The 19,367-nt window shown below is 42.4% G+C and carries 16 protein-coding genes; 11 read left to right on the forward strand and 5 right to left on the reverse strand.

The features are described 5' to 3' along the window. Positions 1-390 precede the first annotated feature (390 nt). The 6 genes from H6G69_RS12020 to H6G69_RS12045 all read left to right on the forward strand — a co-directional run bounded on the left by H6G69_RS12020 (position 391) and on the right by H6G69_RS12045 (position 6,413). Positions 391-1,182 carry a glutathione S-transferase family protein gene (locus H6G69_RS12020; protein ID WP_190686496.1) on the forward strand — a complete coding sequence of 264 codons (792 nt, stop codon included), beginning with the start codon at positions 391-393 and terminating at the stop codon, positions 1,180-1,182. Positions 1,183-1,291: 109 nt separating this feature from the next. Continuing rightward, the gene (locus H6G69_RS12025) at positions 1,292-3,031 is read left to right on the forward strand and encodes an ATP-binding protein (protein ID WP_190686499.1); all 1,740 of its coding nucleotides are present in this window, start codon (positions 1,292-1,294) and stop codon (positions 3,029-3,031) included. Between the two features lie 896 nt (positions 3,032-3,927). After that, entirely contained in the window at positions 3,928-4,911 is a 984-nt protein-coding gene (locus H6G69_RS12030) for an RNA polymerase sigma factor, RpoD/SigA family (RefSeq protein ID WP_190686502.1), read from the forward strand. Between the two features lie 121 nt (positions 4,912-5,032). Continuing rightward, positions 5,033-5,449, forward strand: a complete 417-nt coding sequence (locus H6G69_RS12035) for a XisH family protein (protein ID WP_190686505.1) — start codon at positions 5,033-5,035, stop codon at positions 5,447-5,449. Next, positions 5,437-5,772: a XisI protein gene (locus tag H6G69_RS12040; RefSeq protein ID WP_190686508.1), complete on the forward strand. Its 336-nt coding sequence runs from the start codon at positions 5,437-5,439 to the stop codon at positions 5,770-5,772. Before H6G69_RS12035 ends, H6G69_RS12040 begins: the two co-directional genes overlap by 13 nt. Positions 5,773-5,813: 41 nt before the next feature. Beyond that, positions 5,814-6,413 carry a hypothetical protein gene (locus tag H6G69_RS12045; RefSeq protein ID WP_190686510.1) on the forward strand — a complete coding sequence of 200 codons (600 nt, stop codon included), beginning with the start codon at positions 5,814-5,816 and terminating at the stop codon, positions 6,411-6,413. 87 nt (positions 6,414-6,500) lie between these two features. Here the strand turns inward: H6G69_RS12045 and H6G69_RS12050 are convergent, their stop codons facing one another. The 3 genes from H6G69_RS12050 to rlmD form a co-directional block, all read right to left on the reverse strand. Further along, entirely contained in the window at positions 6,501-7,244 is a 744-nt protein-coding gene (locus H6G69_RS12050) for a Uma2 family endonuclease (protein ID WP_190686513.1), read from the reverse strand. 394 nt (positions 7,245-7,638) lie between these two features. After that, positions 7,639-8,088 (reverse strand): ATP-binding protein, encoded by a 450-nt coding sequence (locus H6G69_RS12055; RefSeq protein WP_190686517.1) that lies wholly within the window; start codon positions 8,086-8,088, stop codon positions 7,639-7,641. Between the two features lie 421 nt (positions 8,089-8,509). Next, entirely contained in the window at positions 8,510-9,883 is a 1,374-nt protein-coding gene (gene rlmD, locus H6G69_RS12060; RefSeq protein ID WP_190686520.1) for a 23S rRNA (uracil(1939)-C(5))-methyltransferase RlmD, read from the reverse strand. A gap of 145 nt (positions 9,884-10,028) precedes the next feature. On the opposite strand from rlmD, the gene H6G69_RS12065 reads away from it, so the two are divergent. Then, on the forward strand, positions 10,029-10,514 hold the full coding sequence (locus H6G69_RS12065; RefSeq protein ID WP_190686522.1) for an allophycocyanin subunit alpha-B: 486 nt from the start codon (positions 10,029-10,031) through the stop codon (positions 10,512-10,514). Positions 10,515-10,535: 21 nt separating this feature from the next. Here the strand turns inward: H6G69_RS12065 and H6G69_RS34375 are convergent, their stop codons facing one another. Next, positions 10,536-10,670: a hypothetical protein gene (locus H6G69_RS34375; RefSeq protein WP_277883380.1), complete on the reverse strand. Its 135-nt coding sequence runs from the start codon at positions 10,668-10,670 to the stop codon at positions 10,536-10,538. A gap of 595 nt (positions 10,671-11,265) precedes the next feature. Here H6G69_RS34375 and purL point away from each other — a divergent pair. The 3 genes from purL to H6G69_RS12080 all read left to right on the forward strand — a co-directional run bounded on the left by purL (position 11,266) and on the right by H6G69_RS12080 (position 17,494). Beyond that, a complete protein-coding gene (gene purL / locus H6G69_RS12070; protein ID WP_190686525.1) occupies positions 11,266-15,054 on the forward strand; it encodes a phosphoribosylformylglycinamidine synthase subunit PurL in 3,789 nt (1,262 codons plus the stop codon). 249 nt (positions 15,055-15,303) lie between these two features. Beyond that, positions 15,304-16,794: an amidophosphoribosyltransferase gene (purF, locus tag H6G69_RS12075; protein ID WP_190686529.1), complete on the forward strand. Its 1,491-nt coding sequence runs from the start codon at positions 15,304-15,306 to the stop codon at positions 16,792-16,794. A gap of 97 nt (positions 16,795-16,891) precedes the next feature. Then, on the forward strand, positions 16,892-17,494 hold the full coding sequence (locus H6G69_RS12080; RefSeq protein ID WP_190686532.1) for a nucleoside triphosphate pyrophosphatase: 603 nt from the start codon (positions 16,892-16,894) through the stop codon (positions 17,492-17,494). 71 nt (positions 17,495-17,565) lie between these two features. Here H6G69_RS12080 and H6G69_RS12085 read toward each other — a convergent pair whose 3' ends face one another. Further along, positions 17,566-17,829, reverse strand: a complete 264-nt coding sequence (locus tag H6G69_RS12085; protein WP_190686535.1) for a hypothetical protein — start codon at positions 17,827-17,829, stop codon at positions 17,566-17,568. A gap of 497 nt (positions 17,830-18,326) precedes the next feature. On the opposite strand from H6G69_RS12085, the gene H6G69_RS12090 reads away from it, so the two are divergent. After that, a complete protein-coding gene (locus H6G69_RS12090; RefSeq protein ID WP_190686537.1) occupies positions 18,327-19,064 on the forward strand; it encodes a phycocyanobilin:ferredoxin oxidoreductase in 738 nt (245 codons plus the stop codon). The last annotated feature ends 303 nt before the right edge of the window (positions 19,065-19,367 follow it).

Below are 19,367 nucleotides of genomic sequence, written 5' to 3' on the forward strand. Positions count from 1 at the left end.
ACTCAGCATTTTTCATACAAATCTATTTTGAATTGGCTAAAGTTGATTTTGAGGTTTAGTTAGGGCTTGCTGTTAGGTAAATTTTATCCTGCTTGATTGAGGAGCAAAACTTTGTCGAAAAATTTTGAGTTGATTTATCTAGCTGTTTTTATATAGTAGTTTTATTTTATTTATCAACTTACTCACCAAAGCATAGGCCAATGAGTCAGTTAGCAGAATTGCCCAAATTATTTGCTCATCAGTAGTCAGCACTTTAATCAAACATTCAGCAGATAAATTAGTTTGATTAATAGAGAATTTTTCCTGAAAAAACCATTTTTATTTTGGCAAAAATTATTTAAGTACGTATACAATAAGAGAGTTTGTTACCTAGTGGTTCAGGTAGAGAAGATGTTAGAATTATATCAATGGGAACTGTCGCAATACTCCGAGAAAGTCCGGCTGATTCTAGACTATAAAGGTCTAGATTACCGCAAAATAGAAGTCACACCCGGTATCGGACAGATAGAATTATTTCGGCTCACAGGTCAAAGACAAGTGCCAGTTTTAAAGGATGGTAATAAATATATTGCTGATTCTACAGAAATAGCTAAGTATTTAGACTCTAAATATCCCGATCGCCCCCTGATACCGCAAGATCCAAAGCAAAAAGCTTTAACCTTATTAATTGAAGAATGGGCAGATGAATCAATTGGGATTAAAGGCAGAAAAGCACTTTTTTCAGCTATTAGCCAAAGTCAAGATTTTCGCAAATCTCTGTTACCAACATCTACACCAGACATATTTAGAAATTTAGTCGAAGGAGTCCCCAGCGATATTTTAACAGTGTTGGGTTTGGGTGTAGGATATAGCCCTGATGTAATTAGAGCCGCAATAACTGATTTAAAACAAGACCTAGAAGCATTAACTTTATTATTGGCAGATAGTCCTTATCTGACGGGTGATGAACCCACATTAGCAGATTTAGCCGTGGCTGGGTTATCTATATTATTGAAATTCCCTGATGGCCCTTATCTAGATTTACCTATCAATCTCAGAGGTAAAGGTGTACCCGCCCTAGCAGAAAATCCCGATTATCAATTATTCTTTGAGTGGCGCGATCGCCTCTATACTCAATTTCGTAAACCTCTAATTAGTACATCTCCATCTAGTACAGCCCCAACTTCGATTCAGATTGATTAATTCTAAGTGCTAAGTGCTGAGTAAAAGAAATAGAGGATGTGGTGGCGAGGAGAAGAATAAATGACAAATGACCATTGACTTTTGACTCTTGACCATTGACCATTAACCAATGACAAATGACAAATTGGTAAAACCATTAGGTTCGGTAATCCAAGGCTCACTAACTGGCGGATTAGAAGTAAGGCTACACCCAGATGTTTCTGTGGAAGATATGCGGGTGGGGAAATTTTTAGTTGTCCAAGGGATGCGATCGCGGTTTTTCTGTATGCTGACAGATGTATCCCTAGGAACAGCTAACGCCCGGATTATTGCTAATCCGCCAAGTTGGGAAGACACTTTTTTACGAGATGTCTTAGCCGGAAGCGGTACTTATGGAACCATCGCCTTAGCGCCGATGTTGATGTTTACCCCCGAATCTAATGAGTCTTTTTCTTCGGCTAACGGCAAATCTGTAAATCCTTTTGTCCCATCAACTACGGGTTTGGCTTCATTTCAACCCCAAACTAGTACGACGATGGAATTGCTACCAGTCAAAACTATTCCCAGTCACTTTAGTCAAGTTTTTGATGCGAGTGAAGAAGACTTTCGCCGCGTCTTTGGTTGGGAAGATGACATCCACCGCAAGAATTTTGCCATTGGGAAACCATTAGATATGGATGTACCTGTGTGCATCGATTTAAATCGCTTTGTCGAGCGTAGCAATGGCGTTTTTGGTAAATCTGGTACAGGTAAATCCTTTCTCACCCGCTTGGTATTAGCTGGTGTCATCCGTAAAAATGCAGCAGTAAACTTAATTTTTGATATGCACTCAGAATACGGTTGGGAAGCCGTAGCTGAAGGCAAAAATGTAAACACAGTTAAAGGTTTAAAGCAATTATTTCCCGGTAAAGTAGAAGTTTACACCCTTGATCCTGAATCTACTAAACGGCGGGGTGTGCGTGATTCACAAGAACTATATCTAAGTTACGAACAAATCGAAGTTGAAGATATTAAATTATGTAGCCGTGATTTGGGACTGTCAGAAGCAGCATTAGACAATGCCAATATTCTTTACAGCGAATTTAACAAATCTTGGATTGTGCAATTGCTGAACATGACAAATGAAGAAATCGAGATGTTTTGTGAGGAGAAGCGAGGACACAAAGGCTCGATTATGGCATTGCAGCGTAAATTATTACGCTTAGACGGATTAAAGTATATGCGGGCGGTGTGTCCCCAGAACTATATTAATAAAATCTTACAATCTCTGGAAGCCGGCAAGAATGTAGTGGTAGAATTTGGTTCCCAGTCAAATATGCTCTCTTATATGTTGGTGACAAACATGATCACCAGACGTATCCACGAGCATTATGTCAAAAAAGCTGATAAGTTCTTGCAAAGCAAAAACCCTAACGATCGCCCGACACCTTTGATGATCACAATTGAAGAGGCGCATCGTTTTCTTGACCCGGCAATAGTTCAAAGCACGATATTTGGGACAATCGCCCGCGAACTTAGGAAATATTTCGTAACGTTGTTAGTGGTTGATCAACGACCCTCGGGGATAGATAATGAAGTTATGTCCCAGATTGGTACTCGGATCACAGCTTTACTCAACGACGAAAAAGATATTGATGCAATTTTTACGGGTGTATCTGGTGCAGGCGGATTGCGATCGGTGTTAGCTAAGTTAGATTCCAAACAACAAGCCTTGATTTTGGGTCATGCCGTTCCTATGCCAGTAGTTGTACGTACTCGTCCTTATGATGCAACCTTCTATGCAGAAATTGGCGATCCAGCTTGGGAAGAAAAGCCAGACGAAGAAGTATTCGCCGCAGCGGAACTAGCTAAAGCCGACTTGGGGTTTTAAAAAATCTGAAGTATGAAGTATGTAGACGCACATCGGCTGGCCACAGGCTAGTCAGAAATGAAAATTAGGGAAAAAGTGGAAACACTTACTAAGTCTATGTCTGAGGAGACAGCAGTATTTGATGTAAAAAACAATGCTTTGATTTTTCAGTATTATTACGTCGTTGTTATTTTCTTATACCCTCTAATCCAGCCATATTAAAGATTTTAGTTTTGCCTAGTAGTAATCAATTGTCAAATTTCATACTTCACACTTCACACTTCATACTTCATACTTCATATTTCCATTCGTAACATCCCACCAAAATTATGCCCAAAGAGTTCGGTTTTCTCCCTACTGATAGGCAACAGAATCGGGGATTTTACCGTCACTATAGATATAGTAAGCACTCTAAGGAAAGTGCATTTTTAGTTAAGTACACACTTTTGGATTATAATTTTATCCCTCTCAAGGCTACTTTACTATCCATCTGATTTGTTCTAAGATAAAAGAAAGTAAAACTCATACCGACTTCGGATTTGCCAGTTGCCGTGCGCGACTGAATATAAGAAAGAATTCTGAAAAATAACCCAGCGTGCTTCTAAAAAAGAAATAAAAATTTAGGGAGGTAGGGAACCTATCTCAGGAAGGCATCTTCTGGAAACTGAAGTATATGAATTGATTATTCTTAATAACCATAACTGTCATGAACTATTTAGAGCAGAAGCAAGTACACAAGCGGCTAGGGACTACGCAGTTGAGATTTTAGATTGTGGATTTTTAATTGTCACCCTATGTAAAACTGTATCCCCATTCCTAGTAACACCTGAAATTTGGGGTTTTATAGGTAGCCTTTGTTAATTCTTTATTAGTTATTCAAGATTTACTGTGTTTACGGAGTAGAGGACAACGCACCAATGCCTACTGTTAACACCCAAACTGAAAACCTGAACACCAAATTCACGGCTGATATGGTGCGAACCTATCTGCGAGAAATTGGTCGTGTACCACTGCTAACCCGTGAGCAAGAAATTGTCTTTGGGAAGCAGGTGCAACAAATGATGAAGCTTGTGGAAGCCAAAGAAGCTTTAGCGAAAAAGTTGCACCGCGAACCAAGTTTACCAGAGTGGGCAAGCCATGTTAAACAATCAGAAACCGATGTGAAGCAAACGGTAGCTCAAGGTAAACGCGCCAAGCAAAAAATGATTGAAGCGAATTTGCGCTTAGTAGTGGCGATCGCCAAGAAATACCAAAAGCGTAACATGGAATTTCTCGATTTAATCCAAGAAGGAACACTGGGATTAGAAAGAGGAGTAGAGAAATTTGACCCCACACGCGGTTATAAATTCTCAACCTACGCTTACTGGTGGATTCGTCAAGCAATTACCCGTGCGATCGCTCAACAAGGCCGTACTATTCGCTTACCGATTCACATTACCGAAAAACTGAACAAAATCAAAAAAGTACAGCGTGAACTAGCCCAAACTCTAGGCCGTTCTCCCACACCTGCGGAAATTGCCAAAGAACTGGAACTAGAACCAGCGCAAATTCGGGAATATCTGAATATGGCACGTCAACCAGTTTCTTTAGATGTGCGTGTTGGTGATAACCAAGACACCGAACTGCAAGAAATGTTGGAAGACGAAGGCCCATCACCAGAGTATTACACCACCCAAGAGTTCTTGCGCCAAGACCTGAACACCTTGCTCGCTGAACTCACACCCCAACAGCGCGAAGTGTTGGCTCTGCGCTTTGGCTTAGAAGATGGTAATGAATTGTCTTTGGCGAAAGTTGGCGAAAGATTAAATCTCAGCCGCGAACGTGTTCGTCAACTCGAACACCAAGCCTTAGCTCATCTGCGCCGCCGTCGCGCCAACGTCAAAGAATACGTTGCTAGTTAATAATTAAATAACGGTGATGCGCCTCCTGAATTCAGGGGGCGATTTTTTATGTCAAAATAAGGTGCGATCGCCCGTAATCTTTGTATTATTATTTTGGGTAAAATCACTATATTTTAAAGTAATGGCTGCTAAAGATATTTTTCATAACGCGGTTAAGAAAGGGTTAGAAAAAGAAGGATGGATAATTACAGATGATCCTCTCAGAATTAGAGCAGGTAGGGTTGATATGCAAATCGATCTGGGAGCAGAAAAACTAATTGCTGCTGAGAGAGGAGAAGAAAAGATAGCTGTTGAAATTAAAAGCTTTACTAGTCCATCTAATATTTCTGAATTTCATACTGCGTTGGGACAATTTCTTAACTACCGTGTTGCTTTAGAAGAACAGCAACCTGACCGTTTTTTATATTTAGCAGTTCCACAAGGTACTTATAAAACTTTTTTTAACTTACCATTTTTAGAGACTATCATTGCACGGTTTCAACTTAGTCTGTTAGTCTACGATCCAAACAAGGAGGCAATTTTAGAATGGAAAAAATAGAACAATATCGTATATACATCCAACAATTATTAACTGAATATGCTAAAGGAAGCCCTTCTGATGATGAAGTAGACACAGAACTAATTTTTGATACACAAAGGGATCATTATCAGGTTGTTTATACAGGTTGGAAAAATCGCCGCCCAATGTACGGTTGTGTGTTACATCTAGATATCAAGAATGACAAAATTTGGATACAGTATGATGGTACTGAGATTGGTATGGCTAATGAATTAGTTAGATTAGGAGTGCCGAAAGAAGATATTGTACTAGCATTTCATGAACCATTGGTGAGGCAATATACAGGTTTTGGCGTTGGTTAAATTGAGCCTTAAGTTTACCTCATCCAGGGAAAAAAGAACCTATGCCCTACAGTGACTTTACTATCAGAAAAGTCAAACAAACCTTTGGCATAAACACCATTGAAGGTGAAAAATTTTTGCCAGAAATCAAACCAATTGCTGCTAGTGATACGCTGACAGATTTTTTAGCAGAAAGCTTGCCATTAGCTATAGCAACAGGCAGTGAAAAAGCCCGTTCTGAATTAATAATCAGTCCAGTTTTATTAGAAGTACGCAAGATTTTACAAAGAAAAATTAGTTTATTTTCTGGTGCTGACTTTACTGTAGATCCCGCTTTAGGATTGACTGGAGTTTGTGATTTTCTTCTGAGTCGTTCCCCAGAACAGTTAGAAATTGAAGCACCAGCCGTTATTATTATTGAAGCGAAAAAAGCAGATTTGAATCCAGGTATTGGTCAGTGCATTGCGGAAATGATTGCGGCTCAAAAATTCAATGAAATTAATAATCAAGCTATTTCTACAATTTATGGCTGTGTGACTAATGGTACTGCTTGGCGGTTTCTGCAATTAACAGGGCAGAATGTGACTATTGATTTAACTGATTATCCCTTACCACCAGTGGATGTAATACTCGGAATTTTAGTTTGGATGCTCACTCGATAATTTCTCTACTCACATCTTGCACCTAGCCCCAGCGAATGGAATTCGCGGCTATACAAACGAAGTCCGCCTACGCGGACTGACGAGAAATCAAGGGTTTGGAACCCGCGCAGGCGGGTTTTGTCTGTGTAGCCGCGACTTCAGTCGCAGGCGTGCAAGATATGAGTCTACAAAACTCTGATGTTCAGGAGTCGATAAACCTTGCTCTAAAGTGGCTAAGACTTGAGCTAAGTCTCCTGATAATAATGCTGACTTTGCTAACCATAAACCCGGAAAGACTAGAGAGCAAATTATATCATCTGAATTTGGTGTAAGTTGAATATACTCACCTTCATTTAATCTAAACCAATCAAATTGGCGATCGTAAACTCGCCAAACTAAATATTCTTGTACTTGATTGCGGCGATAGACTTTCAGTTTTTCATGCAAATCATAAGAAGCACTAGAAGCAGCAATCTCCACAATTAATTCTGGCGCACCTTCGACATAATCATCTTCGGTAATGCGTGACTGTCCCCCTTGTTCGATTCTCAGCAGTGCATCTGGTTGTGGTTCGTTATCGGCATCTAATAAAACAGTTGTGTTATCCAGCGTTTCCACTCCTGGGGTAGCAGCTTCATAAGCGACTAACCAGCCCATAATACGGCTATGGGGTTTACCATGTGTTTTTGCGCGTACAGGGGAAGCCACGTAAACAACTCCTTCAATTAATTCTGCTTTTTTGAGATGCGACATAGCGTGGTAGCGACGCTCAAATTCAGCACGGGTGAGTCTGTCGCCATTTTCTAAAGGTGGAGTTGTCAATAATTCAGCAGTTTTGTCAGCAGATATCATAATCAATAATTATCCTTAGCCTCTAATCTCTAGCCTCTAGTCTTCAACCTTTATCTGTCCGGCTTTAGAGGCAATTGTCGCCCTTTGAAATCTTGGGCAACAGATATGACTACAACTATCTCATTGTTATGTTATCAGTTTATCCTAGCTGCACATAGCCCCGATGAATGGAATTCATCGGGGCTATGTGCAAGATGTGAATTAGCCTTTTCAATATCTCTTGTGCGCCTGCACTCAACCTACTGGCGTGGCAAGCTGAAAATGTTGCAGGAAAATTCTCTTGTGGGATGGACTTCTAGCCTATTCGGTGCAGGGAGGATGCGCCACTACTTTTTTCCAGTATTTACACATACAATGTGTGAAGTATGTTATGTTGCACACTTCACACTTTTTCTCATCGCCTCAAAGACAAGCGGGGGCGATTTTCCATTTGTTTACACAATCGTAATTCTGTACCTTTGCGGCTCCATTCTACCTGATCAAAAATTTGATGGAGCAAACACAAACCGCGACCACTTTCTGATTCATCTGGTGGTAAATAGTCTCCCGACTCTATATCAGAATTTGGTTCTGGTGTAAAGCCTTGACCTTGGTCTGAAATTACCCACCAATATTGATTATCTATCAACGAAAAACGGACGACAACTCTTTTACTAGGATCAAGATTATTACCATGTTTTGCGGCATTGACTAAGGCTTCTTGAAGTCCTAACCGCAGTTCTGCTTGTAATTTTGCTGGAATCTCTGCCAACAGTAAATCTAATATGGGACAAAGATAGAGTGTTGAGGCAAAACTAAGTGTACCCCAGTAACGTCCTACAGGACGAAGCGAAATACTAATCACAAGAGAAACCCCATAGCTTTCAGTTAGCCAGACATCAGTTTGCTTGTAAGCGCACCCTGACAGAATTGGAGGTAGTCATGCTGCCTTCAAACTTGCGTCTTTTATACTAAGTTTTGAAAATGCTAGGGAGCATTGACTCTATTTATGAAATTCAATTGTTGGTACATAAAACGGCGGTTAAATTTCTGCGATTGCAGTCAGCAACTTAAAAGATGCTGAAGATTTTTGAGAAATATGAGGACAAGTATTGTATTGCCGATTTTGACTTCAAACAATCTTATTCATAAGTTTTTGAGAGTCTATGCAACTTTAGTAGTTTTAACAAAATCATTCTATTTTTAGACTAATTAGATTTTAGCATTTTTACTATCCACTAGACTACAAATTTCAAATTTGAGTTTTTGATGAAGACTCAGTAACTCTATTTAAAATCTGATAGCGCAAGAAAGGCAGCAACTTCTATATGAGATGTTTGCGGGAAAAAATCAGCCGGTTGTATACGTGAAAGTGCGTAGATTCCTCCTTCACATAATAATTTCAAATCGCGGGCAAGAGTGGCTACTTTACAGCTGACGTAAACGATGCGGGCAGGTTTCGATCGCAGTAATGAATCGATGACAGTGCGATCGCATCCCTTACGTGGTGGATCAAGTATGACCACATTAGGTATTATTCCCATTTGCGGCAGTAAATTCTCTACTGCACCAACTTGAAATGTAACGTTATGTATACTATTGCGATTAGCGTTGAAAATAGCTTGCTCAACGGCTTCGGCTTGTAACTCCAGTCCCACAGCTTGGCGGACTTGTTTTGCTAAAGGCAGAGTTAAAGTTCCAATACCACAATAAGCATCAACAAGCACCTCGTTACCTTGTAGCTGTAATTCTGACTGAATTACCTCTAACAGTGCTTCGGCTGTTTCCGTGGAAACTTGGAAAAATGTATCGGGGCGGACTTGAAATTCTAAACTGGCAAACTCTTCTCTCAGATAAGGAACTCCAGCAATAGTGCGAGTTTCCCTACCAAAAATGGCATTAGTGCGTTCTGGGTTGCGATTTAAAGAAACTCCCACCAATTGCGGATATCGCTGCAACCATTCCTCGGCTTGTTGGGTAATTCCCGGTAAATTCCACTCAGTAACCACCAAAGTTAACAGCATCTCTCCAGTCCGGCGGCCAATACGTAAACCTAAATGGCGAATTTGCCCTTTGTGCTGTTGTTCGTTGTAAATTTTCCAGCCACGCTTTTGAATGTCTTGCTTGACTTCCGCAAGCAGAGGATTTAAGCGAGAATCCTGCACAGGACACTGATTTAAATTCACTAAATGGTGACTACCTTTTTGATAGTATCCTGCCTGCACTTGTCCTGTCGCAGAAATACTAAAAGGATAAGTAGATTTATTGCGGTATGCCAAAGGTGAAGCAGATGTTAATACAGGCTCTACTAATGGTGCAGTAAAACCACCGATGCGCTGCAAAGCTTGGATAACTTGATTGCGTTTAGCTGCTAGCTGATATTCATAATCAATATGCTGCCACTGACAACCACCACACTTATCAGCCACAATACAGCTTGGGCGGATGCGGTGCGGTGATGGCTGCAATAGCTCGATAAGTTTGCCGTGAGCATATTTTGGCTTGACGTGTAATAAACGTACCATGACGCGATCGCCTGGGACAGTATCAGGCACAAATACCACCCGCTCCTCATAGCGCCCCACTCCATCACCAGTGTCACTGAGATCAGCGATCGCAACTTCAATTAATTCACCTTGTTTCCAAATATTATTTGTCATTAGTCAATAGTCATTTGTCATTTGTCAAGAGATTGAAGTTTATTTTCATACTTCACACTTCATACTTCATACTTTTATTTCCCTTCCCCTCTGTACCTCCAACTCGTTAAACTAGCAAATAATATTTCTCGTGATTACAATAATCATGACTGTAATTAGCCAAGTTATTCTCAAAGCCGACGACGAACTGCGTTATCCCAGCAGTGGCGAACTCAAAAGTATCAAAGAATTTTTGCAAACTGGCGAGCAACGGACGCGCATTGCCGCGACCTTAGCTGAAAATGAAAAAAAGATAGTTCAGGAAGCCACCAAGCAACTTTGGCAGAAGCGTCCTGATTTTATCGCACCCGGTGGCAATGCCTATGGTGAACGCCAACGTGCATTGTGTATCCGTGACTTTGGCTGGTATTTACGCCTGATTACCTATGGCGTACTTGCTGGTGACAAAGAGCCAATTGAAAAAATCGGTTTAATTGGTGTGCGGGAAATGTACAACTCCCTTGGTGTTCCCGTTCCTGGAATGGTAGAAGCCATCAGTTGTCTGAAAAAAGCCTCCCTTGACTTACTCAGTGCAGACGACGCAGCAGCAGCAGCACCATACTTTGATTACATCATTCAAGCGATGTCATAAGCCAAAGTTTGTGTTGTTTCTTTAGATGTGTCTTTCTGAGGTGAAAGTGCTGAGTGCTGAGGAGCCACTGCGTTGGGCGGCTCTGCCGACTCCCTCAGTGGCGTTGCTGAGTGCTGAGTTGAAAGTGCTGAGTAAACCTACTAGTTGCCCTTTCATACTTGGCTTTTGACATCAGTTTCATCAGGACTGTCTCTTAAAGTGAGTGCTGAGTGTTAGCACTCAAACATAACAACTCTAATTTGATCATACTCTCCCCACATTTGGTAGTGGCTTTGGCCGTCTCTGTGTCAAGCTATCAACCAACTGTGGGGAAATTTTATTTAGTCAATGGTCATTATTTATTCTTCCCCTAACGCCCCACTCCTCAATTCCCAAATACAAAAAGCCGACAGTCTTTCATTCAAGCTGTCGGCGATTAGTGTGTTCCCTATTAATGACTCGGCTAGAGTTCAGTTGTCTGTAATTATGCCAACTTGGCAAATGAGAAGGAACGATCTCGGTCATAAATCTATGTGATTGTCGTCACTTGAGTGTTAATATCCAACGGAATCTACTTAAGTAAGTAATAACGGATAGAAATGAAACAGTCATCCGAATAATCTAGGGTTTGTGTCAGAGATATAAAAGTCTAAGTGTTCAACTGCGCCCAGTCTTTGCACGTACGCTTGAGCGTAAGTCCGACCACAAATGACCAATGATAATTGACCATTAACTATAAAATAGTTTTCTGTCCCATTGGTGCATTATTCTCATGACCACCACCCCCAAAGATCCGTTTTCTCCCAAAGAAATTGCCGCCGAAGGTATTAAGCCCGAAGAATATGCAGAAATTGTGCGACGTTTAGGCCGCCATCCTAACAAAGCAGAACTGGGAATGTTTGGGGTGATGTGGTCAGAACATTGCTGCTACAAAAATTCCCGACCATTACTCAAACAGTTTCCCACTACAGGCCCCCGCATTCTTGTTGGCCCTGGTGAAAATGCCGGTGTGGTTGACCTGGGTGAAGGACTACGCCTCGCTTTTAAAATTGAATCTCATAACCACCCTTCCGCCGTTGAACCCTTTCAAGGAGCCGCCACGGGTGTAGGTGGTATCCTCAGAGATATTTTTACAATGGGTGCGCGTCCCATTGCTTTGTTAAATTCATTGCGCTTTGGTTCTCTAGATGACCCGAAAACCCAAAGGCTATTTACTGGGGTAGTATCAGGAATCAGCCATTATGGTAACTGTCTCGTCAGTGATGAAACTTTTATTTGGCAAAATCAAGACGGGATACATTTTGATACTATTGGCAACTTTGTGGAATCTCGCCTCACAACCAACGTCACGACTTTAGAACTCAATGATAGTGATGCGGTTCAAACTTTATCTTTAGATCCCGACAGCCAAACTGTTTGTTGGCAACCTGTACGGCGAATATTTAAACGACGTAGCCAACATTTGATCACCATCCGTACAGCCTTGGGACGTACTTTGGTGGTTACGCCAGACCATCCGATGTTAATTCGCGCCAATGGTGAATGGGATATTGCAGTGGCGCAGTCTTTAAAAGTCGGTGATGAAATCCCGTTAATCACTGCATGGCCACAATTAACAGCAGAAAAAGACACCGCCTTAGATTTGCTGACTGGTTTAAATCCAGAAACTGCCATTGGGAAAGATGTATACGTGCAGTTACCCGAAAACTGGCAAGTCACAGAGTCGGTGCGGACTGCGCTGAGATTACTTGAACCTGCTGTTTACAAACGCCATCAATACTTATCTACAGGTAGATTTCCTCTAGCTTACTTTTTGGCTTTAGAACTGCTGCTGAATGTACCTCGTAGCGATATCCGCTTATTGCGGCGCGGTAAAGCCAATTATATGAATGCAGTCATTCAGCCAAATAAATTGTTTGCTCGGTTAATTGGCTATTTTCTCTCAGAAGGCTGTGCTGTCAAAAACAGCAATACCTACAAAATTGTTTTCACCTTTGCCCATCATGAAACAGAGTATGTTGATGATGCGATCGCTGGTCTAAAATATTTGGGGTTACGTCCTTGTGTAGAAAAACGTGCTTCTACCATTGCTGTTTCCGCGACTTCCTGGCTATTTGGGCATTTCTTGAAGAATGTTTGGCAATGCGGCACAGAAGCCAGCAACAAAGCATTCCCTAACTTTGTCTTCCAGTGGTCACAAGAATTGCAGTATGAAGTCCTCAAAGGCTTATTCCGGGGCGATGGTTCAATGACGACCAAAACTCACGGTAATCACGCCAAAATTAGTTTTGCTACCACTAGCCGCAAGTTATTTGAGCAAACAGTCCTATTACTGCAAACTCAAGGAATCATCCCATATATTTATTGCCAACCAGTAGGCGAAGCAGAAATTGAGGGACGCAAGCACATCCGTAAACCCTTATGGCAATTGGAAGTCAGTAATTTTGCGGCATTAAAAGCCTTAGCTACAGTTTTTAGCCAAGAGCGAAATCAGGAATTAGCCGTTGCTTTAAATCGTTCCAGTGGTACAAAACATTCATTTCCCCGGTTTACCCAGTCGGTAGCAGATGTAGCTACTGTCAAGATTCAGAGTATTGCACATCAAACCGTGGCCGAATGTGATGTCTATGATGTGGAAGTAGATAATACACATCTTTTTGTAACTTCATCGGGGATCGTGACACACAACTGTGTCGGAGTTCCTACTGTTGGTGGCGAAGTCTACTTTGACCCTGCCTATGCCGGAAATCCCTTAGTTAACGTCATGGCTTTGGGATTGATGGAAACGCCTGAAATTGTCAAATCTGGGGCATCGGGCATTGGTAATCCGGTATTGTATGTGGGTTCTACCACCGGACGCGATGGGATGGGTGGTGCAAGTTTCGCCAGTGCCGAATTAACTGATGCGTCGATGGATGACCGTCCGGCGGTGCAAGTCGGCGACCCATTTTTAGAAAAGTCATTAATTGAAGCTTGTCTAGAAGCGTTTAAAACTGGCGCAGTAGTCGCCGCCCAGGATATGGGTGCAGCCGGGATCACCTGTTCTACTTCAGAAATGGCAGCCAAAGGTGGTGTCGGCATTGAATTAGATTTAAATAAGATTCCGGTGCGGGAAACTGAGATGGTTCCCTATGAATATTTACTGTCGGAATCGCAAGAACGAATGTTGTTTGTTGCCCATAAAGGACGGGAACAGGAGTTAATTGATATTTTCCATCGGTGGGGACTTCATGCGGTTGTCGCTGGCACAGTAATTGCAGAACCCATCGTCAGGATTTTATTCCGGGGGAAAATTGCGGCGGAAATTCCGGCTGATGCTTTGGCAGAAAATACGCCACTTTACGAACGTGAGTTGTTAGCGGAACCACCAGAATACGCCCGCCAAGCTTGGGCATGGACAGCCGATAGTTTACCTGCTTGCACAACTGCGGGGATCGGTAGCCACAGTTGGAATGATATCTTATTAACTTTACTCAATACACCCACGATCGCCTCGAAAAATTGGGTATACCGTCAGTACGATCATCAAGTACAAAACAATACTGTCGTCCTTCCCGGCGGTGCAGATGCGGCTGTGGTGCGCTTACGTCCATTAGAAGCCATCCCCAATCTCACATCGCCAAATCTGAAATCTGCCGTTGCCGCTACGGTAGATTGTAATCCCCGCTATGTTTACCTTGATCCCTACGAAGGTGCTAAGGCGGTAGTTGCCGAAGCCGCCCGCAACCTCAGTTGTGTGGGTGCAGAACCATTAGCTGTTACCGATAACCTGAATTTTGGCAGTCCCGAAAAACCCATTGGTTATTGGCAATTAGCCGAAGCTTGTCGCGGTTTAGCCGAAGGTTGTCGAGAACTAGCCACACCAGTCACAGGGGGGAATGTCTCTCTTTACAATGAAACTGTCGATTCTCAAGGCAACCCCCAACCAATTTATCCAACTCCTGTGGTGGGTATGGTGGGTTTAATTCCTGATTTCACGAAAATTTGCGGTCAAGCTTGGCAAGCAAGCGGTGATGCGATTTATTTACTAGGGTTAACTGTACAGTCCAAAGTGGAATTAGGCGCATCAGAATATCTGGCTACCATTCACAATACTGTAGCTGGCAGACCACCAAGGGTAAATTTTGACTTGGAACGCCGTGTGCAGCAGGTTTGCCGTGATGGGATTCGTTCTGGTTGGGTGCGTTCAGCCCATGATTGCGCTGAGGGTGGATTAGTTGTGGCTTTGGCAGAATCTTCCATTGCTGGCAATTTGGGCGCAGAAGTAAAATTAGACATTTCGCCAAATCAGTTACAGCGTTTGGATGAAGTGCTGTTTGGCGAAACTGGCGCAAGAATTATTGTTTCGGTGGGATCAGAACACCAAGAAATCTGGGAATCATACTTACAAGAACATCTCTCTCAAGAATGGCAAAAATTAGGCATGGTAGGAAATTATGGCACTGGTTTGACGGTTTTAACTACCGATAACCAGACCTTAATCGCAGTTAGTATGGAAGATATGAAGGATCGTTACAATCATGCGATCGCTAAACGTCTAGCTGCACACACTCAGTCCTAAAAAAGTATCTCGTCTGAAGTCAAAAATTTCACACTTCAGACTTCATACTTCAGACTTCTTAGGGTACTGTTTTAATAAGTGGTTAAAGATTTGTTAAGAATAGACCATAACACTTTTAAAAGTGATTGGGGAGATAGATTGCTCAAATGGTGATGAATTCACCGTTTGACAATCCAAAATCCCAAATGGTACAGCCACCTCAAGCCATCACCCCAGTGACTTGACACCCCAACCAGGAGCAAAGCCAGCATGATTCCCATTGATTCTGTGACTTCGGATGAATACCCCGAACCTCATTTCAACTCAAATAATGACCGTCCTGACAAGCCCGAAGAAGCTTGCGGTGTCTTTGGAATTTACGCACCAGGAGAAGACGTTGCCAAATTAACTTACTTTGGATTGTATGCCCTCCAGCACAGGGGTCAAGAATCTGCTGGCATTGCCACCTTTGAGGGGACAAAAGTCCATCTGCACAAAGATATGGGCTTGGTGTCTCAAGTATTCAACGAATCTATTTTAGAAGAATTACCGGGAAATCTGGCTGTTGGTCACACCCGCTATTCCACCACTGGTTCTAGCCGCAAAGTGAATGCCCAGCCGGCTGTGGTTGAGACTCGCTTAGGCAATATAGCTCTAGCACATAACGGTAATCTTGTCAATACAACACAATTGCGTGATGAATTGGTTAAGAGTAATTTTAACTTAGTCACGACAACTGACTCAGAAATGATTGCCTTTGCGATCGCTGAAGCAGTCAACGGTGGTGCAGATTGGTTAGACGGGTCAATTCAAGCCTTTCACCGTTGCCAAGGAGCCTTTAGTTTAGTTATTGGTACACCAGTTGGGGTAATGGGAACCCGTGATCCTAACGGTATTCGTCCTTTGGTAATTGGCACTGTGGGGACAAATCCCGTTCGTTATGTCTTGTCTTCCGAAACTTGCGGTTTAGACATTATTGGGGCTGACTACCTGCGCGATGTGGAACCGGGCGAATTAGTTTGGATAACCGAAGAAGGACTAGCTTCCTTCCATTGGAGTCAAAAGCCGCAACGGAAATTGTGCATCTTTGAAATGATTTACTTTGCCCGTCCTGATAGCCTGATGCACAACGAAAGTTTATACAGCTATCGGATGCGCTTAGGCAGACAACTCGCGGCTGAATCGAATGTCGAAGCTGATATTGTGTTTGGCGTACCTGATTCTGGTATCCCCGCAGCGATTGGATTTTCCCAAGCTTCTGGGGTTAGTTATGGCGAAGGCTTGATTAAAAATCGTTATGTTGGGCGCACCTTTATTCAACCAACTCAAACTATGCGCGAGTCTGGTATTCGGATGAAACTCAACCCGCTCAAAGATGTCTTGGCGGGTAAAAGAGTTGTGATTGTGGATGATTCAATTGTGCGGGGTACAACCAGCCGCAAATTAGTCAAAGCCTTGCGTGATGCGGGTGCGGCTGAAGTTCATATGCGAATTTCTTCACCGCCTGTGACTCATCCTTGCTTTTATGGGATTGATACCGATACCCAAGATCAATTAATTGCGGCTACCAAATCTGTTGAGGAAATTGCCCAACAATTGGAAGTAGAGTCCCTCGCCTACCTCAGTTGGGAAGGAATGCTCAAAGCCACAGGCGAAGACACCAATAGTTTTTGTTCTGCTTGCTTTACAGGAGATTACCCAGTCGCTATTCCTGAACAAGTGAAGCGTTCTAAGTTGATTTTAGAGAAGGTAGTCGTCTAGTCTAGTAAATAATTTACTCAATGAATATCCGGCTGTTAAAGTAAAAATTTCTTTGATAGCCGGATATTTTATGCACAGCTATAATCAGTAAAATATTATGAGTATTCCGCAATTTGTCCTAGCTTCTGCTTCTCCTGCGCGTCGTCGCTTGCTACAAACTGTTGGTATTGAACCGATAGTTAGACCGAGTGATTTTGATGAGTCGCAAATCCAAATCAATGAGCCTGGCGAATTAGTACAAGTTCTAGCTCAACGCAAAGCGGAAACCATCGCCCCGCAGTTTGAATCAGCCTTAATTATGGGGTGTGATTCAGTTTTGGCTATTGACGGTGAGATTTATGGTAAACCAGCAGATGCAGTAGAAGCGATCGCACGTTGGCGATTAATGCAAGGTAATATTGGCGACTTGTACACTGGTCATGTATTAATTGACAATACACAAAACCAGACCCTAGTCAAATGTCAGGTAACAAAAGTCTACTTTGCCAAAATGAGCGATCGCGCTATTCAAGCTTATGTAGCTACAGGCGAACCGCTAAAATGTGCTGGAGCTTTTGCTTTAGAAGGTTTTGGTAGTTTATTTGTGGAGAAAATTGAAGGCTGTCACAGCAACGTCATCGGTCTGAGCTTACCCCTGCTGAGGCAGATGTTGGCAGAACTAGGCTACGAAGTTACCGATTATTGGCGATCAAATTCCTAGTAGGGAACTGGCAAAAGATTCATGGTTATAGGCACTATCCTCATCAATCCCACCACTACCATAACTTTCCCCTACACCCTACACCCTACACCCTGTTCATCAACACGTAATTTCACTTCCCCATGATCTGGAACCCAAGCTAACCACTCATCCACAGAAACTTGGCACAGTAGCAGTGCTTCATCACTGCTGTAGGGATTAGGCAGTTCTAAAAGACGCACCCATATAGATGGTTGGCACTGCTGCACGCAATTACTATAGGCTTTGCTTAACCAATCTAGATTTTGCCTGACTGCTGGTACAGCACAATCTGGTCTTTGAGTATTGACTTTCATAGCTAAAGCCTCTTATGGGTGAAAGCAAAATTAATTCTGTAACTAAGACTACAAAAATTAGAATTACTTTGAAAAGTCAATGTCTTATAACTTTACTTAAAAGGGAACAGAGAACGGGTAATAAGGAACAGTCTATTTTTGTATAAGGATTTATACCTTGACGAATGCCTACACCCCACCCTAACAGCTACGGTTTACACACAAATATTCGTGTAGTGCATCTGTCCCGCCTCGGAATCAATTCCGAGTCTCATAGCGCAAGTCATCTGAAGATGACTCAACTAAAAATGTATTTCAGTCCACAAAGCGTGGACTTTGGCTATGAGCCTGGAACTTCAGTTCTAGGCGGGATGCGTTTCATACTGCCTATTTTCGACTTGTGTGTACACCGTAGGCCCCAACAGGTCTTGGTAACAGTTTGCTTAATGTTGCGTGGTTAATCAGAAGTGACATAGCAAGCGGTAGACTGGCCATTAGATAGGATTAGCAACGAGAATATGACATCAACTTCTACTCCCTCACTACGCGAACAACAACATCCTCTCATTCGCCAGCTAGCCGATTGTATTGAGGCAGTTTGGCACAAACATCTAGAACTTTCGCCTTATCATTTACCTGCGGAGTTGGGTTATGTAGAAGGTAGACTAGAGGGCGAGAAATTGATCATTGAAAATCGCTGCTATCAAACACCCCAGTTTCGCAAAATGCACTTGGAACTGGCAAGGGTAGGAAATATGCTGGATATTCTGCACTGCGTGATGTTTCCGCGTCCAGAATATGACTTACCGATGTTTGGCTGTGATTTAGTTGGTGGTAGAGGACAAATTAGTGCGGCTATTGCTGATTTATCTCCGGTTCACTTAGACAAAACCTTACCAACAGGTTATACAAATCAACTTTCAGCCCTCAAAACCCTTGAGTTTAGTCAACCGCGAGAACTACCAGAATGGGGGCATATATTCTCAAAATTTTGCGTTTTTGTGCGTCCCAGTTCCCCAGAAGAAGAAACTCTGTTTCTTTCGCGCGTACAAGACTTTTTAGAAGTGCATTGTACCCAAGCGATCGCCTCTAGCCCTGTTTCAAGTGAACTCAGTCAAGAAATTCTCGCTGGACAACACAACTACTGCACCAAACAGCAGCAAAACGACAAAACCCGCCGTGTCCTGGAAAAAGCCTTTGGTCAAGAATGGGCAGACAATTATATGACAACAGTCTTATTTGACTTGCCAAACTAAGTCTTCCTATTTCCTCTGTACCCCTGCACCCCCGCCTCCATCTGTAGGTTCTGTTACGTTTTCCCGTGACTGAGAAATGTAGAATTCAGTTAACGAGAGTTTTATGGAGTTAGATCATAGTAGTCGCGTCTCTGGAGAAAATATTTCCATAAATTAGGAGTTAAAAAACAAACCTAATCATCATTAGAGTATACATTTAAGGAAACAGTGATGTTAGGAATGCTCTATTGGACAAAATTGTTTAGTGAAGTATTCTCTAAATGACAACTAATACCATTTTGGATTTTGGATGGTGAATTGCTG

This window comes from Nostoc sp. FACHB-110 (assembly GCF_014697425.1).
In the GTDB taxonomy this organism is placed as follows: domain Bacteria; phylum Cyanobacteriota; class Cyanobacteriia; order Cyanobacteriales; family Nostocaceae; genus Nostoc_B.